Raw genomic sequence first — 17,509 nt, 5'->3', positions numbered from 1 at the left:
GTAAATTATTCAATCCGGCGGCCTGCGGGAACCACGCGGCGGCATCAGGCCTGCGGCGGCAAACAAACGCCGATTCCGCCGATACCGCAGTATCCGTACGGGTTTTTATGCAGATACTGCTGGTGATCGTCTTCGGCATAATAGAACGGCTTCGCCGTCGCTATCTCGGTGGTGATCGTCCGGGTGTCGTTCGCTTCATTCATTGCCGCCTGGAAACGCGCCAGGCTGGCCTGTGCCGCCTCGCTCTGCTCCGGCGTCAGCGGATAAATCGCGGAACGATACTGGGTACCGCGATCGTTACCCTGCTGCATACCCTGCGCCGGGTCGTGGTTTTCCCAGAAGACCTGGAGCAGCTGCTCATAGCTGATAACCTGCGGATCGTAGACCACGCGCACCGCTTCGGCGTGGCCGGTCTCGCCGCTGCACACTTCGCGGTAGGTTGGGTTTGGCGTATAGCCGCCGGTGTAGCCGGCGGCGGTACTGTAGACGCCGGGCAGCTGCCAGAACAGGCGTTCGACGCCCCAGAAGCAGCCCATGGCGAACAGAGCGATTTCCATTCCTGCGGGAACGTTGGTCATCGAGTGACCATTGACGGCGTGGAGCGTAGCCACCGGCATCGGCGTGTTGCGTCCCGGCAGCGCGTCCGCTTGGGCGACAAGATGCGTTTTATCAAATAGACTCACGGTGGGCCTCTCAAAACAGAAAATGTGGTTAAGGTTGTAACCAAGCGCGTCTTTTAACACAATAAACGCGCTTAATACGTCTAGATTTAAACATAAGAATTATTTGGGATAACGTCTATTTTTCAACCCTTGATTGTTAGGGTTTTGTTAAGCCGTGGAGCGGCGCTTTCGTTTCCTTCGGGGGGAAACAAGGATATTCAGGAGAAAACGTGCTACAAATCCGCCAGTTATGTATCACCAGCCTTTTGCTGGTCAGCGGGGTCGCCAGCGCAGCGAGCGTGCGTTTGCAGGTTGAGGGGTTATCCGGGGAACTGGAAAAAAACGTCCGCGCCCAACTATCTACGATCCAGAGCGATGAAGTCACGCCGGACCGGCGCTTTCGCGCGCGCGTTGATGATGCTATCCGCGAAGGCCTGAAAGCGCTCGGCTACTACGAACCGACGATCGATTTTGATTTACGTCCGCCGCCGGCGAGGGGCCGCCAGGTCCTGATCGCCAAAGTCACGCCCGGCGAGCCGGTGCGTATTGGCGGCACCGAAGTGATTTTACGCGGCGGCGCCCGAACCGATCGCGACTATCTGGATTTGTTAAAAACGCGCCCGGCGATCGGCACCGTGCTGAACCACAGCGACTATGATGGCTTCAAAAGCTCCCTGACCCGCGTTGCGCTACGTAAAGGCTATTTTGATAGCGAGTTTAATAAAAGCCAGCTCGGCGTCTCTCTCGACCGGCATCAGGCCTTCTGGGATATCGACTACAACAGCGGCGAGCGCTACCGCTTTGGCCCGGTCACTTTTGAAGGCTCGCAAATTCGCGACGAATATCTGCAAAACCTGGTGCCGTTTAAGCAGGGCGACTACTACACCTCCCAGGATCTCGCCGAACTGAACCGCCGCCTGGCGGCAACCGGCTGGTTTAGCTCCGTCGTGGTGGCGCCGCAGTTTGAAAAATCCCGCCAGACCAAAATTCTGCCTTTGCAGGGCGTGGTCTCTCCGCGTAAAGAGAATACCGTTGAAACCGGGGTCGGCTACTCAACCGACGTCGGGCCGCGCGTCAAAGGCACCTGGAGAAAGCCGTGGATGAACTCCTACGGCCACAGCCTGACCTCCAGCCTCAGCCTTTCCGCCCCGGAACAGCAGCTTGATTTCAGCTATAAGGTGCCGTTGTTAAAAAGCCCGCTGGAGCAGTACTACCTGATGCAGGGCGGCTTTAAGCGTACCGATCTTAACGATACCAAAGCCGACTCTACGACCCTCGGGGTATCACGTTTTTGGGAGATGTCGAGCGGCTGGCAGCGCGCGCTGAACCTGCGCTGGAGCCTCGACCACTTTACCCAGGCCAACGTCACTAACACCACCATGCTGATCTACCCCGGCGTGTCGGTGAACCGTACCCGCTCGCGCGGCGGCCTGATGCCGACCTGGGGCGATTCGCAGCGCTATTCGGTGGACTACTCCAACACCATGTGGGGCTCGGACATCAACTTTATCGTGATGCAGGCGCAGGACGTCTGGATCCGCACCCTGTATGACCGCCACCGCTTCGTGGTGCGCGGCAATCTTGGCTGGATTGAGGCCGATAACTTCAGCAAGGTCCCGCCGGATCTGCGTTTCTTCGCCGGTGGCGACCGTAGCATTCGCGGGTATAAATACAAATCTATCTCGCCAAAAGATGATGACGGCAAGCTGATGGGGGCCTCGAAACTGGCCACCGGCTCGCTGGAGTATCAGTACAACGTGAGCGGCAAATGGTGGGGCGCGGTGTTTGTCGATAGCGGCGAAGCGGTGAGCGATATCCGCGAGAGCAACTTTAAAACCGGCGCCGGCCTCGGCGTGCGCTGGCAGTCTCCGGTCGGACCAATCAAGCTGGATATCGCCAGACCGATCGGCGACAAAAAAGAGCACGGTTTACAGTTTTATATCGGTCTGGGGCCTGAATTATGAGTTTATGGAAGAAGATAAGCCTCGGCGTACTGATTTTTCTTGTGCTGCTGCTGGGGACGGTAGGATTCCTGGTGGGGACCACCACTGGCCTGCATCTGGTGATCAAAGCCGCCGACCGCTGGGTTCCGGGGCTGGAGATCGGCAAAGCGACCGGCGGCTGGCGCGATTTGACGCTGGAGAACGTGCGCTTTGAGCAGCCGGGCGTGGCGGTCACCGCTGGCCAGTTCCACCTCGGCCTCAAGCTGCGCTGCCTGTGGGACAGCAGCCTGTGCGTCAACGATCTTTCTCTGCGCGATATCTATGTGGCGATCGATACCAGCAAGATGCCGCCGGCGGCGCCGGTTGAAGAAGAAGATAGCGGCCCGCTGAATCTCTCCACGCCTTATCCCATCACCCTGAGCCGGGTGGCGCTGCATAACGTCAACGTAAAAATTGACGATACCGCCGTCTCGCTGCGCGACTTTACCAGCGGTCTGAACTGGCAGGAGAAAAACCTGACCCTGACGCCGACCTCCCTGCAGGGGTTGCTCATCGCGCTTCCGAAGGTGGCGAAGGTGGCCCAGGAGCAGGTGGTCGAGCCGAAAATTGACAATCCGCAGCCGGAAGAAAAGCCGCTCGGCGAGACGATGAAAGATCTGTTCTCGAAGCCGGTGCTGCCGGAAATGACCGACGTCCATCTGCCGTTGAATCTCAATATTCAGGCCTTCCGCGGCGAGCAGCTGCGTCTCACCGGCGATACCGATATCACCATCTATAATCTGCTGCTCAAAGTCAGCAGCATTGATGGGCAGATGAAGCTGGACGCGCTGGACGTGGACTCCGACCAGGGCAAAGTCACGGCTTCCGGCAACGCCCAGCTGCAGGATAACTGGCCGGTCGATATTACCCTCAACAGTACGCTGAATATTGATCCCCTGAAGGGCGAGAAAGTGCAGCTGAAAGTGGGCGGTGAAGTCCGTAAGAAGCTTACGCTCGGCGTGGATTTAAACGGTCCCGTGGCGATGACCCTACGCGCCGAAACGCAGCTGGCGGAGGCGGGGCTGCCGCTGGATATGGAGATTAAAAGCAAGCAGCTTTACTGGCCGTTCACCGGCGAGAAAGCGTATCAGGCTGACGATCTCCTGCTGAAATTTAACGGCAAGATGACCGACTACACCCTGACTTTCAGCACCGCGGTCAAAGGGCAGTCGCTGCCGCCGGCGAAGATTAACCTCGACGCCAAGGGCAACGAGCAGCAGGTCAATCTTGATAAGCTGACCGTCGCCGCTCTCGAAGGGAAAACCGAACTGAAGGCGCTGCTCGACTGGCAGCAGGCGATCAGCTGGCGCGGCGAACTGACGCTTAACGGTATCAACACCGCTAAAGAGGTGCCGGACTGGCCGTCGAAGCTCAACGGCCTGATTAAGACCCAGGGCAGCCTGTACGGCGGCAGCTGGCAGATGTCGGTACCGGAGCTGAAAATCACCGGTAACGTGAAGCAAAATAAAGTCGATGTGAGCGGGTCGCTGCAGGGCAACAGCTATATGCAGTGGAAAATCCCCGGTCTGCATCTGGCGTTAGGCCCCAACAGCGCTGACGTGAAAGGCGAGCTGGGGGTCAAAGATCTTAACCTTGACGCCACCATTGACGCGCCGCATCTCGACAACGCCCTGCCGGGCCTGGGCGGGACGGCGAAGGGGCTGGTGAAAGTTCGCGGCACCGTCGACGCGCCGCAGCTGCTGGCGGACATCACCGCCCGGGCGCTGCGCTGGCAGGAGCTGTCGGTGGCCCAGGTGAACGTGAAGGGTGATGTGAAGTCAACCGACCAGATTGGCGGTAGCCTCGACGTGCGCGTGGACCGTATCAGCCAGCCGGGCGTCAATATCAGCCTGGTGCAGCTCAATGCGAAGGGCAACGAGAAGCAGCACGACCTGCAGCTGCGGGTGCAGGGCGATCCGGTCTCCGGGCAGCTGTCGCTGGCGGGGAGCTTTGACCGCAAAGCGGAGCGCTGGAGAGGCACGCTGAGCAACACCCGTTTCCAGACCCCGGTGGGGCCGGTGGCGCTGACGCGCAATATCGCGCTGGATTACCGTAACCTCGAACAGAAAATCAGCATCGGGCCGCACTGCTGGACTAACCCGAACGCCGAGCTGTGCGTACCGCAGACCATCGACGCCGGGGCAAGCGGGCGCGCGGTGGTGAACCTCAACCGTTTCGACCTCGCGATGCTGAAGCCGTTTATGCCGGAGGCGACCCAGGCCAGCGGCGTGTTTAGCGGCAATGCCGATGTGAGTTGGGACACCACCAAAGAGGGGCTGCCGCAGGGCAAAGTGACGCTGAACGGGCGTAACGTGAAGGTCACTCAGACGGTCAACGACGCGCCGCTGCCGGTGGCTTTCGATACTCTCAACCTCACCGCCGATCTGCATAATAATCGCGCCCAACTGGGCTGGCTGATTCGCCTGACCAACAATGGTCAGCTGGACGGGCAGGTGCAGGTCACCGATCCGCAGGGCCGACGCAATCTGGGCGGCAACGTCAATATCAACAACTTCTCGCTGGCGATGATTAACCCTATCTTCTCGCGCGGCGAAAAGGCGGAAGGGAGACTGAATGCGCGCCTGACGCTTGGCGGCAACCTTCAGAGTCCGCAGCTGTTCGGTCAGATGCAGCTGAATGGCGTTGATATTGACGGTAACTTTATGCCGTTCGATATGCAGCCGAGCCAGCTGGCGATGAATTTCACCGGTACCCGCTCGACCCTACAGGGAACGGTGAATACCAGCCAGGGCCACATCGCGCTTAGCGGCAACGCCGACTGGACGCAGATTGACAACTGGCGCGCGCAGATTGCGGCGAAGGGCAGCCGGGTACGGATAACCGTGCCGCCGATGGTGCGCCTGGATGTCTCGCCGGACGTGGTGTTTACCGCCACGCCAAGCCTGTTTAACCTGGATGGCAGCGTTGATGTGCCCTGGGCGCGTATCGTGGTCAACGAAGTGCCGGAAAGCGCCGTTGGGGTCTCATCTGACGAAGTGATGCTGGATAAAAATCTGCAGCCGATTAAGCAGCAGAGCGCCGGTATCCCTATCAACAGCAACCTGACGATTCACGTAGGCAACAACGTTCGTCTCGATGCCTTCGGTCTGAAAGCGCGTCTGACCGGCGATTTGAAAGTGGCGCAGGATAAACAGGGGCTGGGACTGAACGGGCAGATCAACATCCCGGAAGGCCGCTTCCATGCCTACGGCCAGGATCTGATCGTGCGTAAAGGCGAGCTGCTGTTCTCCGGTCCGCCGGATCAGCCGCTGCTGAATATCGAAGCCATTCGTAACCCGGACGCCACCGAGGACGACGTTATCGCCGGCGTTCGCGTGACCGGCTCGGCCGATCAGCCGAAAGCGGAGATTTTCTCCGATCCGGCGATGTCGCAGCAGGAAGCGCTCTCTTACCTGCTCCGCGGGCAGGGTTTAGGCAGCGGACAGAGCGATAGTGCGGCAATGACCTCCATGCTTATTGGTATGGGGGTTGCACAAAGTGGTCAGGTTGTGGGTAAAATCGGCGAGACGTTTGGCGTAAGCAATCTGGCGCTGGATACCGAGGGAGTGGGCGACTCCTCCCAGGTGGTGGTCAGCGGCTATGTGCTGCCCGGTCTGCAGGTAAAATATGGGGTAGGGATCTTTGATTCCCTGGCGACGTTGACGTTACGTTATCGCCTGATGCCTAAGCTATATATGGAAGCTGTGTCTGGTGTAGACCAGGCTCTCGATTTGCTCTATCAGTTTGAGTTTTAGCAATGCGAATATTTGTTTACGGCAGTTTACGACGCAAACAAGGCAACAGCCACTGGATGACCAACGCTCAGTGGCTGGGCGATCATAGTGTCAATGATTATCAACTGTACAGCCTGGGCCACTATCCAGGCGCGGTGCCCGGCGATGGCACGGTACATGGTGAAGTCTATCGTATTGACGCATCGACGCTGGCTGAATTGGATGCGCTGCGTACCAAAGGCGGCGAGTATGCTCGTCACCTGATCCAGACGCCCTACGGTAGCGCCTGGATGTATGTCTATCAGCGCCCCGTTGAGGGCTTCACGCGGATAGAAAGCGGCAACTGGTTGGACAAAGACCAGTATTAATAACGATAACGCCACCTTCGGGTGGCGTTGTTTTTTGCGGGGGTAACTTTTGTCGCCCCGCCAAGGCGCGTTAGTTGCTAACCGGGAAATGGCTCAATATCCCAAATAAAAACACCGCCCGGAGGCGGTGTTTTCGCTAACCTGAGTGCGGCAGAATTACTTCTTAGCGCGCTCGAAGGAAGCCACGATTTCAGCTTTCGCCGCTTCGGCGTTGTCCCAGCCGTCAACCTTAACCCATTTGCCCGCTTCGAGGTCTTTATAGTGCTCGAAGAAGTGGGTGATCTGCGCTTTCAGCAGTTCCGGCAGGTCGTTCACATCTTTGATGTGATCGTACTCTTTGCTCAGCTTGGTGTGCGGTACCGCAACCAGCTTCGCATCTTCACCGGATTCGTCGGTCATTTTCAGTACGCCGACCGGACGGCAGCGGATGACTGAACCTGGCTCCAGCGGGTACGGCGTCGGGACCAGAACGTCAACCGGGTCACCGTCCAGGGAGAGAGTGTGGTTGATGTAGCCGTAGTTGCACGGATAGAACATCGCCGTGGACATGAAACGGTCAACGAACAGTGCACCGCTCTCTTTGTCGACTTCGTATTTAATAGGATCTGCGTTCGCCGGGATCTCGATCACGACGTAGATGTCTTCCGGCAGATCTTTGCCCGCAGGTACGTTGAGTAAGCTCATGTCTGTTTCCTTTAAAATGTATGGCAAACAAGTGCCCGGTATTATAGCCAACTCGCATCGAATGTCTTCGCTTCTTTTTCTCCAGAACGGGTGGGGGGAGTCTGAATTTTTCCCCGCTATACAGCCTGAAAATCCATAAACATAGCCGCATACTGAATAAATTTATGTAACCGTTTTCATTGCATATGCTTGATATCTCAAAGCGTGAAAAATTTCGTCATAAACGGCGAAGCTCGCGCGGGTCGCGAAGCCTCACCGGCTCTCCGCTGCTGAAAAGCGTATCGATTAACATCTAATTAACTTTTTTGAAGTGTGATGTAACGCATTCAGTTACATCTCCGATTGTCTATAGTTTGTTCGCCGGTGAGGCTTTAACCAACAATAACCCTACGAGGATCCTCTTATGTGGAAGCGCTTACTTCTTGTCACAGCAGTTTCCGCAGCTATGTCGTCTATGGTCATGGCTGCCCCTCTTACCGTAGGTTTTTCGCAGGTCGGTTCTGAATCCGGCTGGCGTGCGGCCGAAACCAACGTCGCGAAGAAAGAGGCCGCGAAGCGCGGCATCACTCTGAAGATTGCCGACGCCCAACAAAAACAGGAAAACCAGATTAAAGCCGTACGCTCCTTCATCGCTCAGGGCGTCGATGCCATCTTCATCGCTCCGGTAGTGGCGACCGGCTGGGAGCCGGTACTGAAGGAAGCGAAAGAAGCCAAAATCCCGGTATTCCTGCTCGACCGCTCAATTGATGTCAAAGACAAAGATCTCTATATGACCACCGTTACCGCGAACAACGTGCTGGAAGGCCAGCTGATCGGTGAGTGGCTGGTGAAAACCGTCGACGGCAAGCCGTGTAACGTTGTTGAACTGCAGGGCACCGTGGGGGCCAGCGTGGCGATTGACCGCAAGAAAGGCTTCGCTGAAGCCATTTCTAAAGCCTCCAATATCAAAATTATCCGCTCCCAGTCCGGCGACTTTACCCGCAGTAAGGGTAAAGAAGTGATGGAGAGCTTTATCAAAGCGGAGAACAACGGCAAGAACATCTGCATGGTTTACGCCCATAACGACGACATGGTGATTGGCGCCATTCAGGCGATTAAAGAGGCCGGACTGAAGCCGGGCAAAGATATCCTCACCGGCTCTATCGACGGGGTGCCGGATATCTATAAAGCGATGATGGCCGGCGAGGCTAACGCCAGCGTTGAGCTGACGCCGAATATGGCCGGCCCGGCGTTCGATGCGCTGGAGAAATACAAAAAAGACGGCACCCTGCCTGAAAAAGTCACCATCACCAAATCGACCCTTTATCTGCCGGATACGGCGAAAGAAGAGTTAGAGAAGAAGAAAAATATGGGCTACTAAGTAGCGAAAAACAGGCACGCTCCCGGTGGCGCTATGCGCTCCGGGCGACAGGTTCATCGCCGTCTGCGGATTGAGTAGCCCGGACAGGCGCGCAGCGCCGCCTCCGGGATTTTCCCGGTCGCTAAAGCGCGGCTGAGCTCCCTCTCCCTGCCGGGGAGAGGGTTAAGGTGAGGGGAGAGCATGAACGGCGAACAACATCAGGAAATCCTTCGTACTGAAGGGCTAAGCAAATTTTTCCCCGGCGTGAAGGCGCTGGATAACGTTAATTTCAGCCTGCGCCGGGGCGAAATCATGGCTCTGTTAGGCGAAAACGGCGCGGGTAAATCCACCCTGATTAAAGCGCTTACCGGCGTCTACCACGCCGACCGCGGGGCAATCTGGCTGGAAGGCCGGGAAATCTCGCCAAAAAATACCGCCCACGCCCAGCAGTTGGGGATCGGCACCGTCTATCAGGAAGTGAACCTGCTGCCTAACATGTCGGTGGCGGATAATCTGTTTATTGGCCGCGAGCCCCGGCGCTTTGGCCTCCTGCAGCGCAAAGAGATGGAAAAACGCGCCACCGCGCTGATGGCGTCCTACGGTTTTTCTCTCGATGTCCGTGAACCGCTGAACCGCTTTTCGGTCGCCATGCAGCAGATTGTCGCGATCTGCCGGGCAATTGACCTGTCAGCAAAAGTGTTAATTCTTGATGAACCGACCGCCAGCCTGGATACCCAGGAGGTGGAAATGCTCTTCACCCTGATGCGCCAACTGCGCGATAGCGGCGTCAGCCTGATTTTCGTCACCCACTTCCTCGACCAGGTTTACGCCGTCAGCGACCGCATCACCGTTCTGCGTAACGGCGGTTTTGTCGGCTGCCGGGAAACCCGCGAGCTGCCGCAAATTGAACTGGTGAAAATGATGCTGGGCCGCGAGCTGGAGCATAACGCCCTGCAGCGCGCGGGCCGCACCCTGCTGAGCGATAAGCCGGTGGCCGCCTTCGAAGATTTTGGCAAAAAAGGCACTATTGCACCGTTTAATCTGCAGGTCCGTCCCGGTGAAATCGTCGGTCTGGCAGGACTGTTAGGCTCAGGACGCACGGAAACCGCGGAAGTCATTTTCGGCATTAAACCCGCCGACAGCGGCAAAGCGTGGATCAAAGGCAAGCCGCAAACCCTGCGCTCGCCGCATCAGGCATCGTGCCTCGGGATCGGCTTCTGTCCGGAAGATCGTAAAACCGACGGCATAATCGCCGCCGCCTCGGTGCGGGAAAATATCGTTCTCGCGCTACAGGCGCAGCGCGGCTGGCTGCGGCCGATTAGTCGCCGCGAACAAAATGAGATTGCCGAACGTTTTATTCGTCAACTCGGTATTCGTACCCCCAGCGCTGAACAGCCGATCGAATTTCTCTCCGGCGGTAATCAGCAGAAGGTGCTGCTCTCCCGCTGGCTGCTGACGAAGCCGCAGTTCCTGATCCTCGATGAACCGACCCGCGGTATTGACGTTGGCGCCCACGCCGAAATCATCCGCCTGATCGAAACCCTGTGCGCCGATGGCCTGGCGCTGCTGGTCATCTCTTCAGAGCTGGAAGAGCTGGTGGGTTACGCCGATCGGGTGATTATCATGCGCGATCGCCAGCAGGTGGCGGAGCTGGCGCTGAGCGAGCTCTCCGTACCGGCGATCATGAACGCTATTGCGGCATAAGGAGTAACCGATGATGCCTCAATCTGTTCCGAAAAGCGGCCAGCCGAAACGGCGCTTTAACTGGCCAAAAGGGATGCCGCAAATTATTGCGCTGCTGCTGGTGCTGGTGGTTGACAGCCTGGTCGCGCCGCATTTTTATCAGGTCGTGCTCCAGGACGGGCGGCTGTTCGGCAGCCCGATAGACATTTTAAACCGCGCCGCCCCGGTGGCGCTGCTGGCGATTGGCATGACGCTGGTTATCGCCACCGGCGGGATTGACCTCTCCGTCGGGGCGGTGATGGCGATTGCCGGCGCAACGGCAGCGTCGATGACCGTGGCAGGGCACAGCCTGCCGATTGTGCTGCTGGCATCGCTGGGGGCCGGCGCGCTGGCCGGTCTGTGGAACGGCATCCTGGTGGCGGTGCTGAAGATCCAGCCGTTCGTCGCCACGCTGATCCTGATGGTCGCCGGGCGCGGAGTGGCGCAGCTGATCACCTCCGGGCAGATCGTGACCTTTGACTCACCGCATCTGGCGTGGCTGGGTAGCGGGTCGCTGCTGCTGTTCCCGACGCCGGTGATTATCGCCATCGTCACGCTGGCGCTGTTCTGGCTGTTTACCCGCAAAACCGCGCTGGGAATGTTTATCGAAGCGGTGGGGATTAACATTCGCGCGGCGAAAAACGCCGGGGTAAATACCCGCGTCGTCGTGATGTTGGCCTACGTACTCAGCGGCGTTTGCGCGGCAATCGCCGGGATTATCGTTGCGGCGGATATTCGCGGCGCGGATGCCAATAACGCCGGGCTGTGGCTGGAGCTGGACGCCATCCTGGCGGTGGTTATCGGCGGCGGCTCGCTGATGGGCGGGCGCTTTAACCTGCTGCTCTCGGTCATCGGGGCGCTGATTATCCAGGGCATGAATACCGGGATCCTGCTGTCAGGCTTCCCGCCGGAGCTTAATCAGGTAGTCAAAGCGGTGGTGGTGCTGTGCGTACTGATCGTCCAGTCGCCGCGCTTTATCAGCATACTGAAGGGGATGCGCGGCCATGATAAAACGTAATTTACCGTTAATGATTACCCTCGCGGTCTTCGTACTGGGATACCTTTACTGCCTGACCCAGTTTCCCGGATTTGCCTCGACGCGGGTGATCTGCAATATCCTGACCGACAATGCCTTTCTCGGGATCATCGCCGTCGGTATGACCTTCGTGATCCTCTCCGGCGGGATCGATCTGTCGGTCGGGTCGGTGATCGCTTTTACCGGGGTCTTTCTCGCTAAAGCGATCGGTTTCTGGGGGATTTCGCCGCTGGTGGCGTTTCCGCTGGTGCTGGTGATGGGCTGCGCCTTTGGCGCGTTTATGGGCCTGCTTATTGATGCGCTGAAGATCCCGGCGTTTATCATCACCCTCGCCGGGATGTTTTTCCTGCGCGGCGTCAGCTACCTGGTCTCGGAAGAGTCGATTCCCATTAATCATCCGGTCTATGACGCCCTTTCCGGACTGGCATGGTCCATCCCCGGGGGCGGGCGTCTGAGCGCGATGGGGCTGCTGATGCTGCTGGTGGTGATCGGCGGAATTTTTATGGCCCACCGCACCCGCTTTGGCAATCAGGTTTACGCCATCGGCGGCAACGCGACGTCGGCGAACCTGATGGGGATCTCCACGCGGAGCACGACGATCCGTATCTATATGCTCTCCACCGGACTGGCGACGCTGGCGGGGATCGTCTTCTCCATCTATACCCAGGCGGGCTATGCGCTGGCGGGCGTCGGCGTTGAGCTGGACGCGATTGCTTCAGTGGTTATCGGCGGCACGCTGTTAAGCGGTGGGGTAGGGACGGTGCTCGGCACGCTGTTTGGCGTAGGGATTCAGGGGCTGATTCAAACCTATATCAACTTCGACGGTACGCTCAGTTCATGGTGGACCAAGATCGCCATCGGTATTCTGCTGTTTATCTTTATTGCGCTGCAGCGCGGCCTGACGGTGCTGTGGGAGAATCGGCAGAGCTCGCCGGTCACAAGGGTGGGACACTGATTGGAGAATTTCCCCTCCCGTACGGCGGGAGGGGAAGAGGCGCGTTACGCGTCCGGGAACTCTTTAATAAAGTTCTCGACGTCTTCAACCATATGGTTGTTGCCGACGAAGAAAGAGCGGCGCTGGTGCAGGCTTTCCGGAATGATATCCAGAATACGCTCTTTACCATCGCTGGCTTTACCGCCCGCCTGTTCCGCGAGGAACGCCATCGGGTTGCATTCGTACAGCAGGCGCAGTTTACCGTCCGGGTGGCTGGCGGTGCTCGGGTAGAGATAGATGCCGCCTTTTAGCAGGTTGCGGTGGAAATCCGCCACCAGAGAGCCGATGTAGCGCGAGGTGTACGGGCGCTGGGTCTCTTTATCTTCTTCCTGGCAATGCTTGATGTACTTCTTCACACCCATCGGGAACTTGATGTAGTTACCTTCGTTAATCGAGTAGGTGTTGCCCTTTTCCGGGAAGCGCATGCGCTCCTGGCACAGGCAGAAGACGCCAAGGGACGGGTCGTAGGTAAAGGCGTGGACGCCGCAGCCGGTGGTATAAACCAGCATCGTCGAGGAGCCGTAAACCACATAGCCCGCGGCGACCTGTCGGTTGCCCGGTTGCAGGAAATCTTCTTCAGTAACGGGGGTTCCCACCGGCGTGACGCGGCGATAGATAGAGAAAATCGTTCCAACGGAGACGTTAACGTCGATGTTAGAAGATCCATCCAGCGGGTCCATCAGCACCACGTATTTGGCGTGTTCACATCCTTCAAAGACGACGATTTCATCTTCTTCTTCAGAGGCGATCCCGGCAACAATATCGCGTGCTCGCAGTGCGGCTTTCAACTTTTCATTGGCAAACAGGTCGAGTTTTTGCTGCACCTCGCCCTGAACGTTTTCAGCACCGCTGGCACCCAGGATATCGACCAGACCGGCCTTGTTGATATCGCGGTGGATGATCTTGGCGCCTAACTTTATCGCCGACAACAAAGCAGTAAGCTCGCCGGTTGCGTGAGAGAACTCGTGCTGCTTTTCGACAATAAATTCACCTAACGTTTTCATAACCCGTTCCCTGCATGTTTATGTGAAGTAAAACGAACATAACAATCTTAACAAAGAATAAAAAAAGTTCGCACAGGTGAATCGCGCCAGCAAAATACGGATTCGCCTTAAATGCATTTCTTTCACCCCCAACATCCCGGTAAACTGTGCTTCAGATAAGAGAAGGAAGTGACGAATGCGCATTCATATTTTAGGAATCTGTGGCACGTTTATGGGGGGGCTGGCGATGCTGGCGCGTTCCCTCGGTCATGAGGTAACGGGGTCGGATGCGAACGTCTATCCGCCAATGAGTACCCTGCTGGAAAATCAGGGAATTGAGTTAATTCAAGGATATGATGCCAGCCAGCTGGATCCGCAGCCGGATCTGGTAATTATCGGTAACGCGATGACGCGCGGAAACCCGTGCGTGGAAGCGGTGCTGGAAAATAATATCCCTTACATGTCCGGACCGCAATGGCTGCACGATTTCGTGCTGCGCGATCGCTGGGTGCTGGCGGTTGCCGGAACGCACGGGAAAACCACCACAGCCGGCATGGCGACCTGGATCCTCGAAGCCTGCGGCTACAAGCCGGGCTTTGTTATCGGCGGCGTTCCGGGCAACTTCGATGTTTCCGCGCGCCTTGGCGACAGCCCGTTCTTCGTGATTGAGGCCGATGAATACGACTGCGCTTTCTTCGATAAACGCTCCAAGTTTGTTCACTACTGCCCGCGCACGTTGATTCTCAATAACCTTGAGTTTGACCACGCGGACATCTTTGACGATCTGAAAGCGATCCAGAAACAGTTCCATCATCTGGTGCGCATTGTGCCGGGCAAAGGCAAGATTATCCTGCCGGAGAACGACATCAATCTGAAACAGACGATGGCGATGGGCTGCTGGAGCGAGCAGGAGCTGGTCGGCGAACAGGGCCACTGGCAGGCGAAAAAGCTCACCACAGATGCTTCCTCATGGGAAGTGTGGCTGGACGGCGAGAAAGTCGGCGAGGTGAAGTGGGCGCTGGTTGGCGAACATAATATGCATAACGGTTTGATGGCCATTGCCGCCGCCCGTCATGTCGGCGTGCAGCCTGCCGATGCGGCTAACGCGCTGGGCAGCTTTATTAACGCCCGCCGGCGTCTGGAGCTGCGCGGCGAAGCCAACGGCGTGACCGTGTACGACGATTTTGCCCACCACCCGACGGCGATTCTGGCGACCCTGCAGGCGCTACGCGGCAAGGTTGGCGGTACCGCGCGTATTCTTGCCGTGCTTGAACCTCGTTCCAACACCATGAAAATGGGTATCTGCAAAGACGACCTGGCGCCGTCCCTTGGCCGCGCGGACGAAGTCTTCCTGCTGCAGCCGCAGCATATTCCGTGGCAGGTCGCTGAAGTGGCTGACGCCTGCGTTCAGCCCGCGCACTGGAGCGCCGATGTCGATGCGCTGGTGGAGATGATTGTTAAAACTGCCCATCCGGGCGACCACATTCTGGTGATGAGCAACGGCGGATTTGGCGGCATTCATCAGAAGCTGCTCGATAAGCTGGCGAAAAAAGCCGAGGCGGCCGAGTAGGCTATGCTCCTCGTTTATCCGCCCTCCGCGCGAGGGCGGAGGGGTTTTGTGACCAGGATGGTTCATGTTGATTTCACAAAGAGTGACCTCTACCGATTCCGCGCATTTTCCCGCGCTTGACGCGCTGTACGGCAGGGCCTTCCCGTGGCATGAACAGCGTGAAGCCGAGGCTAAACAGCAGGCGCTTGATAATCCGCATTATGAACTGGAAGCCTGGTTCGATGATGGCCTGTTTATTGGCCTGAGCGGCTGCTGGCGGTTTACCGACTATGTCTATATTGAGCATCTGGCCGTTGACGACAGGTTACGATCGCGCGGCTACGGCAAGCGGTTGTTAGCTGAAATACTTCAGCGCGCGCCGCTGACCATTCTGGAAATCGATCCGCTGACCAGCGAGATCGCCCATAAGCGCCTGCGCTTTTATGACACCATGGGTTTTTGCGCGAATCCCTGGGCCCATCGCCACCCGAGCTATCATCAGGGGATCGCCGATCATGAATTGATCGTGTTGAGCTACCCGCAGCCGATTAATGAAGCGCAGTACCAGCGCTTTGCGCAGGATTTGCGTTTGGTGGTCATGGATCGGGCTGGTGCGGTCAAGGTTTTGTAGCCCGGATAAGGCGCTTCAAGCGCCGCCTGCGGGAAAGTATATCCAACGTGGCCTCTGAACCATTCCCCGGTGGCGGCTGACGCCTTACCGGGGCTACGAGTTACTGCCGTTTGCGGTTCGGTAGCCCGGACAGGTGCGCGGCAACGCCTCCGGGAAAGTATATCCACCGTGGCTTCTGAACTATTCCCCGGTGGCCTTACCGGGGCTACGGGTTTACTGCCGTCTGCGGTCCGGTAGCCCGGACAGGCGTGCAGCGCTGCCTGCGGGAAAGTATATCCACCGTGGCTTCTGAACTATTCCCCGGTGGCCTTACCGGGGCTACGAGTTACTGCCGTTTGCGGTTCGGTAGCCCGGACAGGTGCGCGGCAACGCCTGCGGGAAACAGCGCTACTCCTTCGCGATAGGCGTTTCGTTTTCCGCGACTTTGGTATCGCCCTGAATGGCCGCGATTTTCTTCTCCACGTCGGCAACCTGCTCGCTGCTGTGCAGCAGCGTATAGGTCAGATCAAACTGGGTGCTTGCCCCTGGCTGAAGCTGCTTAACGCGTTTTTGCTCGCGCTCAATGGTCACCGGATAGGCGTAGCTGGTGCCCGGCTCAATACCGGTTACGTAGCCCTGTTTCTCGGTATCGGTGTTTTTCCACAGCGTCAGCACCGGCAACTGGCGGGTATCAAACTGAATCGATGCCCCTTTATCGCCGGCTTTGTTGACCACGGCGGTCAGGGTTTGATGATTTTCATCCGCCAGCGGCTGCATATTAAACACCATTTCATCGAAACCTTTGGTTGGACCGGCGTAGGTTTGCCAGGTTTTTAAGCCGGCCTTGGCGTAGTCATTGAACGGACTGATGCTTGAAATCGGCGCCAGGAAGCGGGCCCCCTCTTCGAGGATCGGCTTGCCAAAGTTGCTGTGATAGATAATTTGATAGTCATGCGGATAGTCGGCATGGTTGGTTAAGACATCGTGCAGGCTGAAGCTGTTGCTGCCGGGTACATAGCGCAGCTCGGTCATGGTCTGCAGATCCGCTTTCTTAAACGTGCTCTCCTTCACCAGTCCGCGAACGCGAATTTCATACGGCGCGGCGTCCGCGACTTCCACTTCCACCTGTGAGGCCGGCGTGTTGCCAACTTTGCCGTGCAGAGTATAAATCTGACCGTCTGCGGTTACCGGGTGGCCGGTCCATTCATAGCCGCAGCGCACCATCATCTCATTGAACCCTTCCAGCCAGCCCAGCCCGTTACGGCTTTCGAGGTTTATGAATGCCGGGTTGACTACCTCTTTAACCGGCGAGTCCCAGCCCATTCGCGAACCAAACCCTTCGATTTTCAGCAGGTTCATGCCGCGGGTCGGGCTCAGGGTAATTGTCAGGCCGTCTTTGCTGTGGATGACGAGGATTTTGCTGCCTTCTTGTTTACCGCCGTGAAGGACTTTTTGCTCAATGCTGAAATTATGATCTTTAATCTTCAGCTGATCGCTGGTTATCTGCCAGTTTCCTTTATCCATGCCGCTTTCAGCGCTTGTCAGCACCCACGTTTTTGCTACTACTGGCCCAGAAACAAGCATAGCGATTACGGTTAAAGCTAATGTTTTTTTCATTTTTTATTCCTTTTGCTGAATCGATTGTGTCGCTGATGGAGGGAATTTAGTTGCAAGTGGATTATGAAAATGTGAAGTGTCTCACCTGGTGAGAAAATGGCCGTTTTTATATTTTTAAATGAGATTTAAATCGCGTTTTTTAGGCAATTATAAAAATGTTTGCTAAAAATATGTGATTTAAAGCGAAATAAGCTTTAACGATTCAGCTATTGTTGGCCACGGCTATGAT

General features: G+C 57.1%; 13 protein-coding genes. 9 read left to right on the top strand and 4 right to left on the bottom strand.

The features are described 5' to 3' along the window. Positions 1-44: 44 nt before the first annotated feature. On the bottom strand, positions 45-683 hold the full coding sequence (gene msrA / locus ACE3MN_RS24060) for a peptide-methionine (S)-S-oxide reductase MsrA (RefSeq protein ID WP_004871050.1): 639 nt from the start codon (positions 681-683) through the stop codon (positions 45-47). Between the two features lie 209 nt (positions 684-892). Between msrA and tamA the strand changes: the two genes are divergently transcribed. From tamA to ACE3MN_RS24045, 3 genes are read left to right on the top strand one after another with little or no spacing between them, the layout of a single operon-like run. Next, positions 893-2,626 carry an autotransporter assembly complex protein TamA gene (gene tamA / locus ACE3MN_RS24055; RefSeq protein WP_102649955.1) on the top strand — a complete coding sequence of 578 codons (1,734 nt, stop codon included), beginning with the start codon at positions 893-895 and terminating at the stop codon, positions 2,624-2,626. Next, positions 2,623-6,399, top strand: a complete 3,777-nt coding sequence (tamB, locus tag ACE3MN_RS24050; protein WP_064342097.1) for an autotransporter assembly complex protein TamB — start codon at positions 2,623-2,625, stop codon at positions 6,397-6,399. Before tamA ends, tamB begins: the two co-directional genes overlap by 4 nt. 2 nt (positions 6,400-6,401) lie before the next feature. Then, a complete protein-coding gene (locus ACE3MN_RS24045; RefSeq protein WP_004871046.1) occupies positions 6,402-6,746 on the top strand; it encodes a gamma-glutamylcyclotransferase in 345 nt (114 codons plus the stop codon). A gap of 156 nt (positions 6,747-6,902) precedes the next feature. Here the strand turns inward: ACE3MN_RS24045 and ppa are convergent, their stop codons facing one another. Next, the gene (ppa, locus tag ACE3MN_RS24040) at positions 6,903-7,430 is read right to left on the bottom strand and encodes an inorganic diphosphatase (RefSeq protein WP_004098041.1); all 528 of its coding nucleotides are present in this window, start codon (positions 7,428-7,430) and stop codon (positions 6,903-6,905) included. 403 nt (positions 7,431-7,833) lie between these two features. Here ppa and ytfQ point away from each other — a divergent pair, with 403 nt between their 5' ends. From ytfQ to yjfF, 4 genes are all read left to right on the top strand, one after another. After that, positions 7,834-8,790 carry a galactofuranose ABC transporter, galactofuranose-binding protein YtfQ gene (ytfQ, locus tag ACE3MN_RS24035; RefSeq protein WP_102649954.1) on the top strand — a complete coding sequence of 319 codons (957 nt, stop codon included), beginning with the start codon at positions 7,834-7,836 and terminating at the stop codon, positions 8,788-8,790. A 180-nt stretch (positions 8,791-8,970) separates the two neighbouring features. Further along, a complete protein-coding gene (gene ytfR, locus ACE3MN_RS24030; protein ID WP_004871040.1) occupies positions 8,971-10,473 on the top strand; it encodes a galactofuranose ABC transporter, ATP-binding protein YtfR in 1,503 nt (500 codons plus the stop codon). A 10-nt stretch (positions 10,474-10,483) separates the two neighbouring features. After that, a complete protein-coding gene (ytfT, locus tag ACE3MN_RS24025; RefSeq protein ID WP_049087211.1) occupies positions 10,484-11,509 on the top strand; it encodes a galactofuranose ABC transporter, ATP-binding protein YtfT in 1,026 nt (341 codons plus the stop codon). Then, positions 11,496-12,482, top strand: coding sequence for a galactofuranose ABC transporter, permease protein YjfF (gene yjfF / locus ACE3MN_RS24020; RefSeq protein WP_102649953.1), 987 nt, complete (start codon positions 11,496-11,498; stop codon positions 12,480-12,482). The genes ytfT and yjfF overlap by 14 nt, the downstream gene beginning before the upstream one ends. 44 nt (positions 12,483-12,526) lie before the next feature. On the opposite strand, the gene fbp is transcribed toward yjfF, so the two are convergent. Next, on the bottom strand, positions 12,527-13,525 hold the full coding sequence (gene fbp / locus ACE3MN_RS24015) for a class 1 fructose-bisphosphatase (RefSeq protein WP_004098053.1): 999 nt from the start codon (positions 13,523-13,525) through the stop codon (positions 12,527-12,529). 175 nt (positions 13,526-13,700) lie between these two features. Between fbp and mpl the strand changes: the two genes are divergently transcribed. Both mpl and ACE3MN_RS24005 read left to right on the top strand, forming a co-directional pair. Continuing rightward, entirely contained in the window at positions 13,701-15,074 is a 1,374-nt protein-coding gene (gene mpl / locus ACE3MN_RS24010) for a UDP-N-acetylmuramate:L-alanyl-gamma-D-glutamyl-meso-diaminopimelate ligase (RefSeq protein ID WP_004871032.1), read from the top strand. A gap of 64 nt (positions 15,075-15,138) precedes the next feature. Then, positions 15,139-15,684: a GNAT family N-acetyltransferase gene (locus tag ACE3MN_RS24005; RefSeq protein WP_004871030.1), complete on the top strand. Its 546-nt coding sequence runs from the start codon at positions 15,139-15,141 to the stop codon at positions 15,682-15,684. A 387-nt stretch (positions 15,685-16,071) separates the two neighbouring features. On the opposite strand, the gene ACE3MN_RS24000 is transcribed toward ACE3MN_RS24005, so the two are convergent. Beyond that, positions 16,072-17,280, bottom strand: coding sequence for an aldose 1-epimerase family protein (locus tag ACE3MN_RS24000; protein WP_102649952.1), 1,209 nt, complete (start codon positions 17,278-17,280; stop codon positions 16,072-16,074). Positions 17,281-17,509: the final 229 nt, after the last annotated feature.

Source organism: Klebsiella grimontii (assembly GCF_042137965.1).
GTDB classification, from domain to species: Bacteria; Pseudomonadota; Gammaproteobacteria; order Enterobacterales; family Enterobacteriaceae; genus Klebsiella; species Klebsiella grimontii.
This window is presented reverse-complemented; position numbering and strand designations above follow the sequence as displayed.

Excerpts from the sequence above, each read along its gene's own strand:
- ytfR (WP_004871040.1), top strand. The coding sequence starts at position 8,971 with ATGAACGGCGAACAACATCAGGAAATCCTTCGTACTGAAGGGCTAAGC.
- fbp (WP_004098053.1), bottom strand. The coding sequence starts at position 13,525 with ATGAAAACGTTAGGTGAATTTATTGTCGAAAAGCAGCACGAGTTCTCT.
- ytfQ (WP_102649954.1), top strand. The coding sequence starts at position 7,834 with ATGTGGAAGCGCTTACTTCTTGTCACAGCAGTTTCCGCAGCTATGTCG.
- ACE3MN_RS24045 (WP_004871046.1), top strand. The coding sequence starts at position 6,402 with ATGCGAATATTTGTTTACGGCAGTTTACGACGCAAACAAGGCAACAGC.
- ppa (WP_004098041.1), bottom strand. The coding sequence starts at position 7,430 with ATGAGCTTACTCAACGTACCTGCGGGCAAAGATCTGCCGGAAGACATC.
- ACE3MN_RS24005 (WP_004871030.1), top strand. The coding sequence starts at position 15,139 with ATGTTGATTTCACAAAGAGTGACCTCTACCGATTCCGCGCATTTTCCC.
- ACE3MN_RS24000 (WP_102649952.1), bottom strand. The coding sequence starts at position 17,280 with ATGAAAAAAACATTAGCTTTAACCGTAATCGCTATGCTTGTTTCTGGG.
- yjfF (WP_102649953.1), top strand. The coding sequence starts at position 11,496 with ATGATAAAACGTAATTTACCGTTAATGATTACCCTCGCGGTCTTCGTA.
- tamB (WP_064342097.1), top strand. The coding sequence starts at position 2,623 with ATGAGTTTATGGAAGAAGATAAGCCTCGGCGTACTGATTTTTCTTGTG.
- mpl (WP_004871032.1), top strand. The coding sequence starts at position 13,701 with ATGCGCATTCATATTTTAGGAATCTGTGGCACGTTTATGGGGGGGCTG.
- ytfT (WP_049087211.1), top strand. The coding sequence starts at position 10,484 with ATGATGCCTCAATCTGTTCCGAAAAGCGGCCAGCCGAAACGGCGCTTT.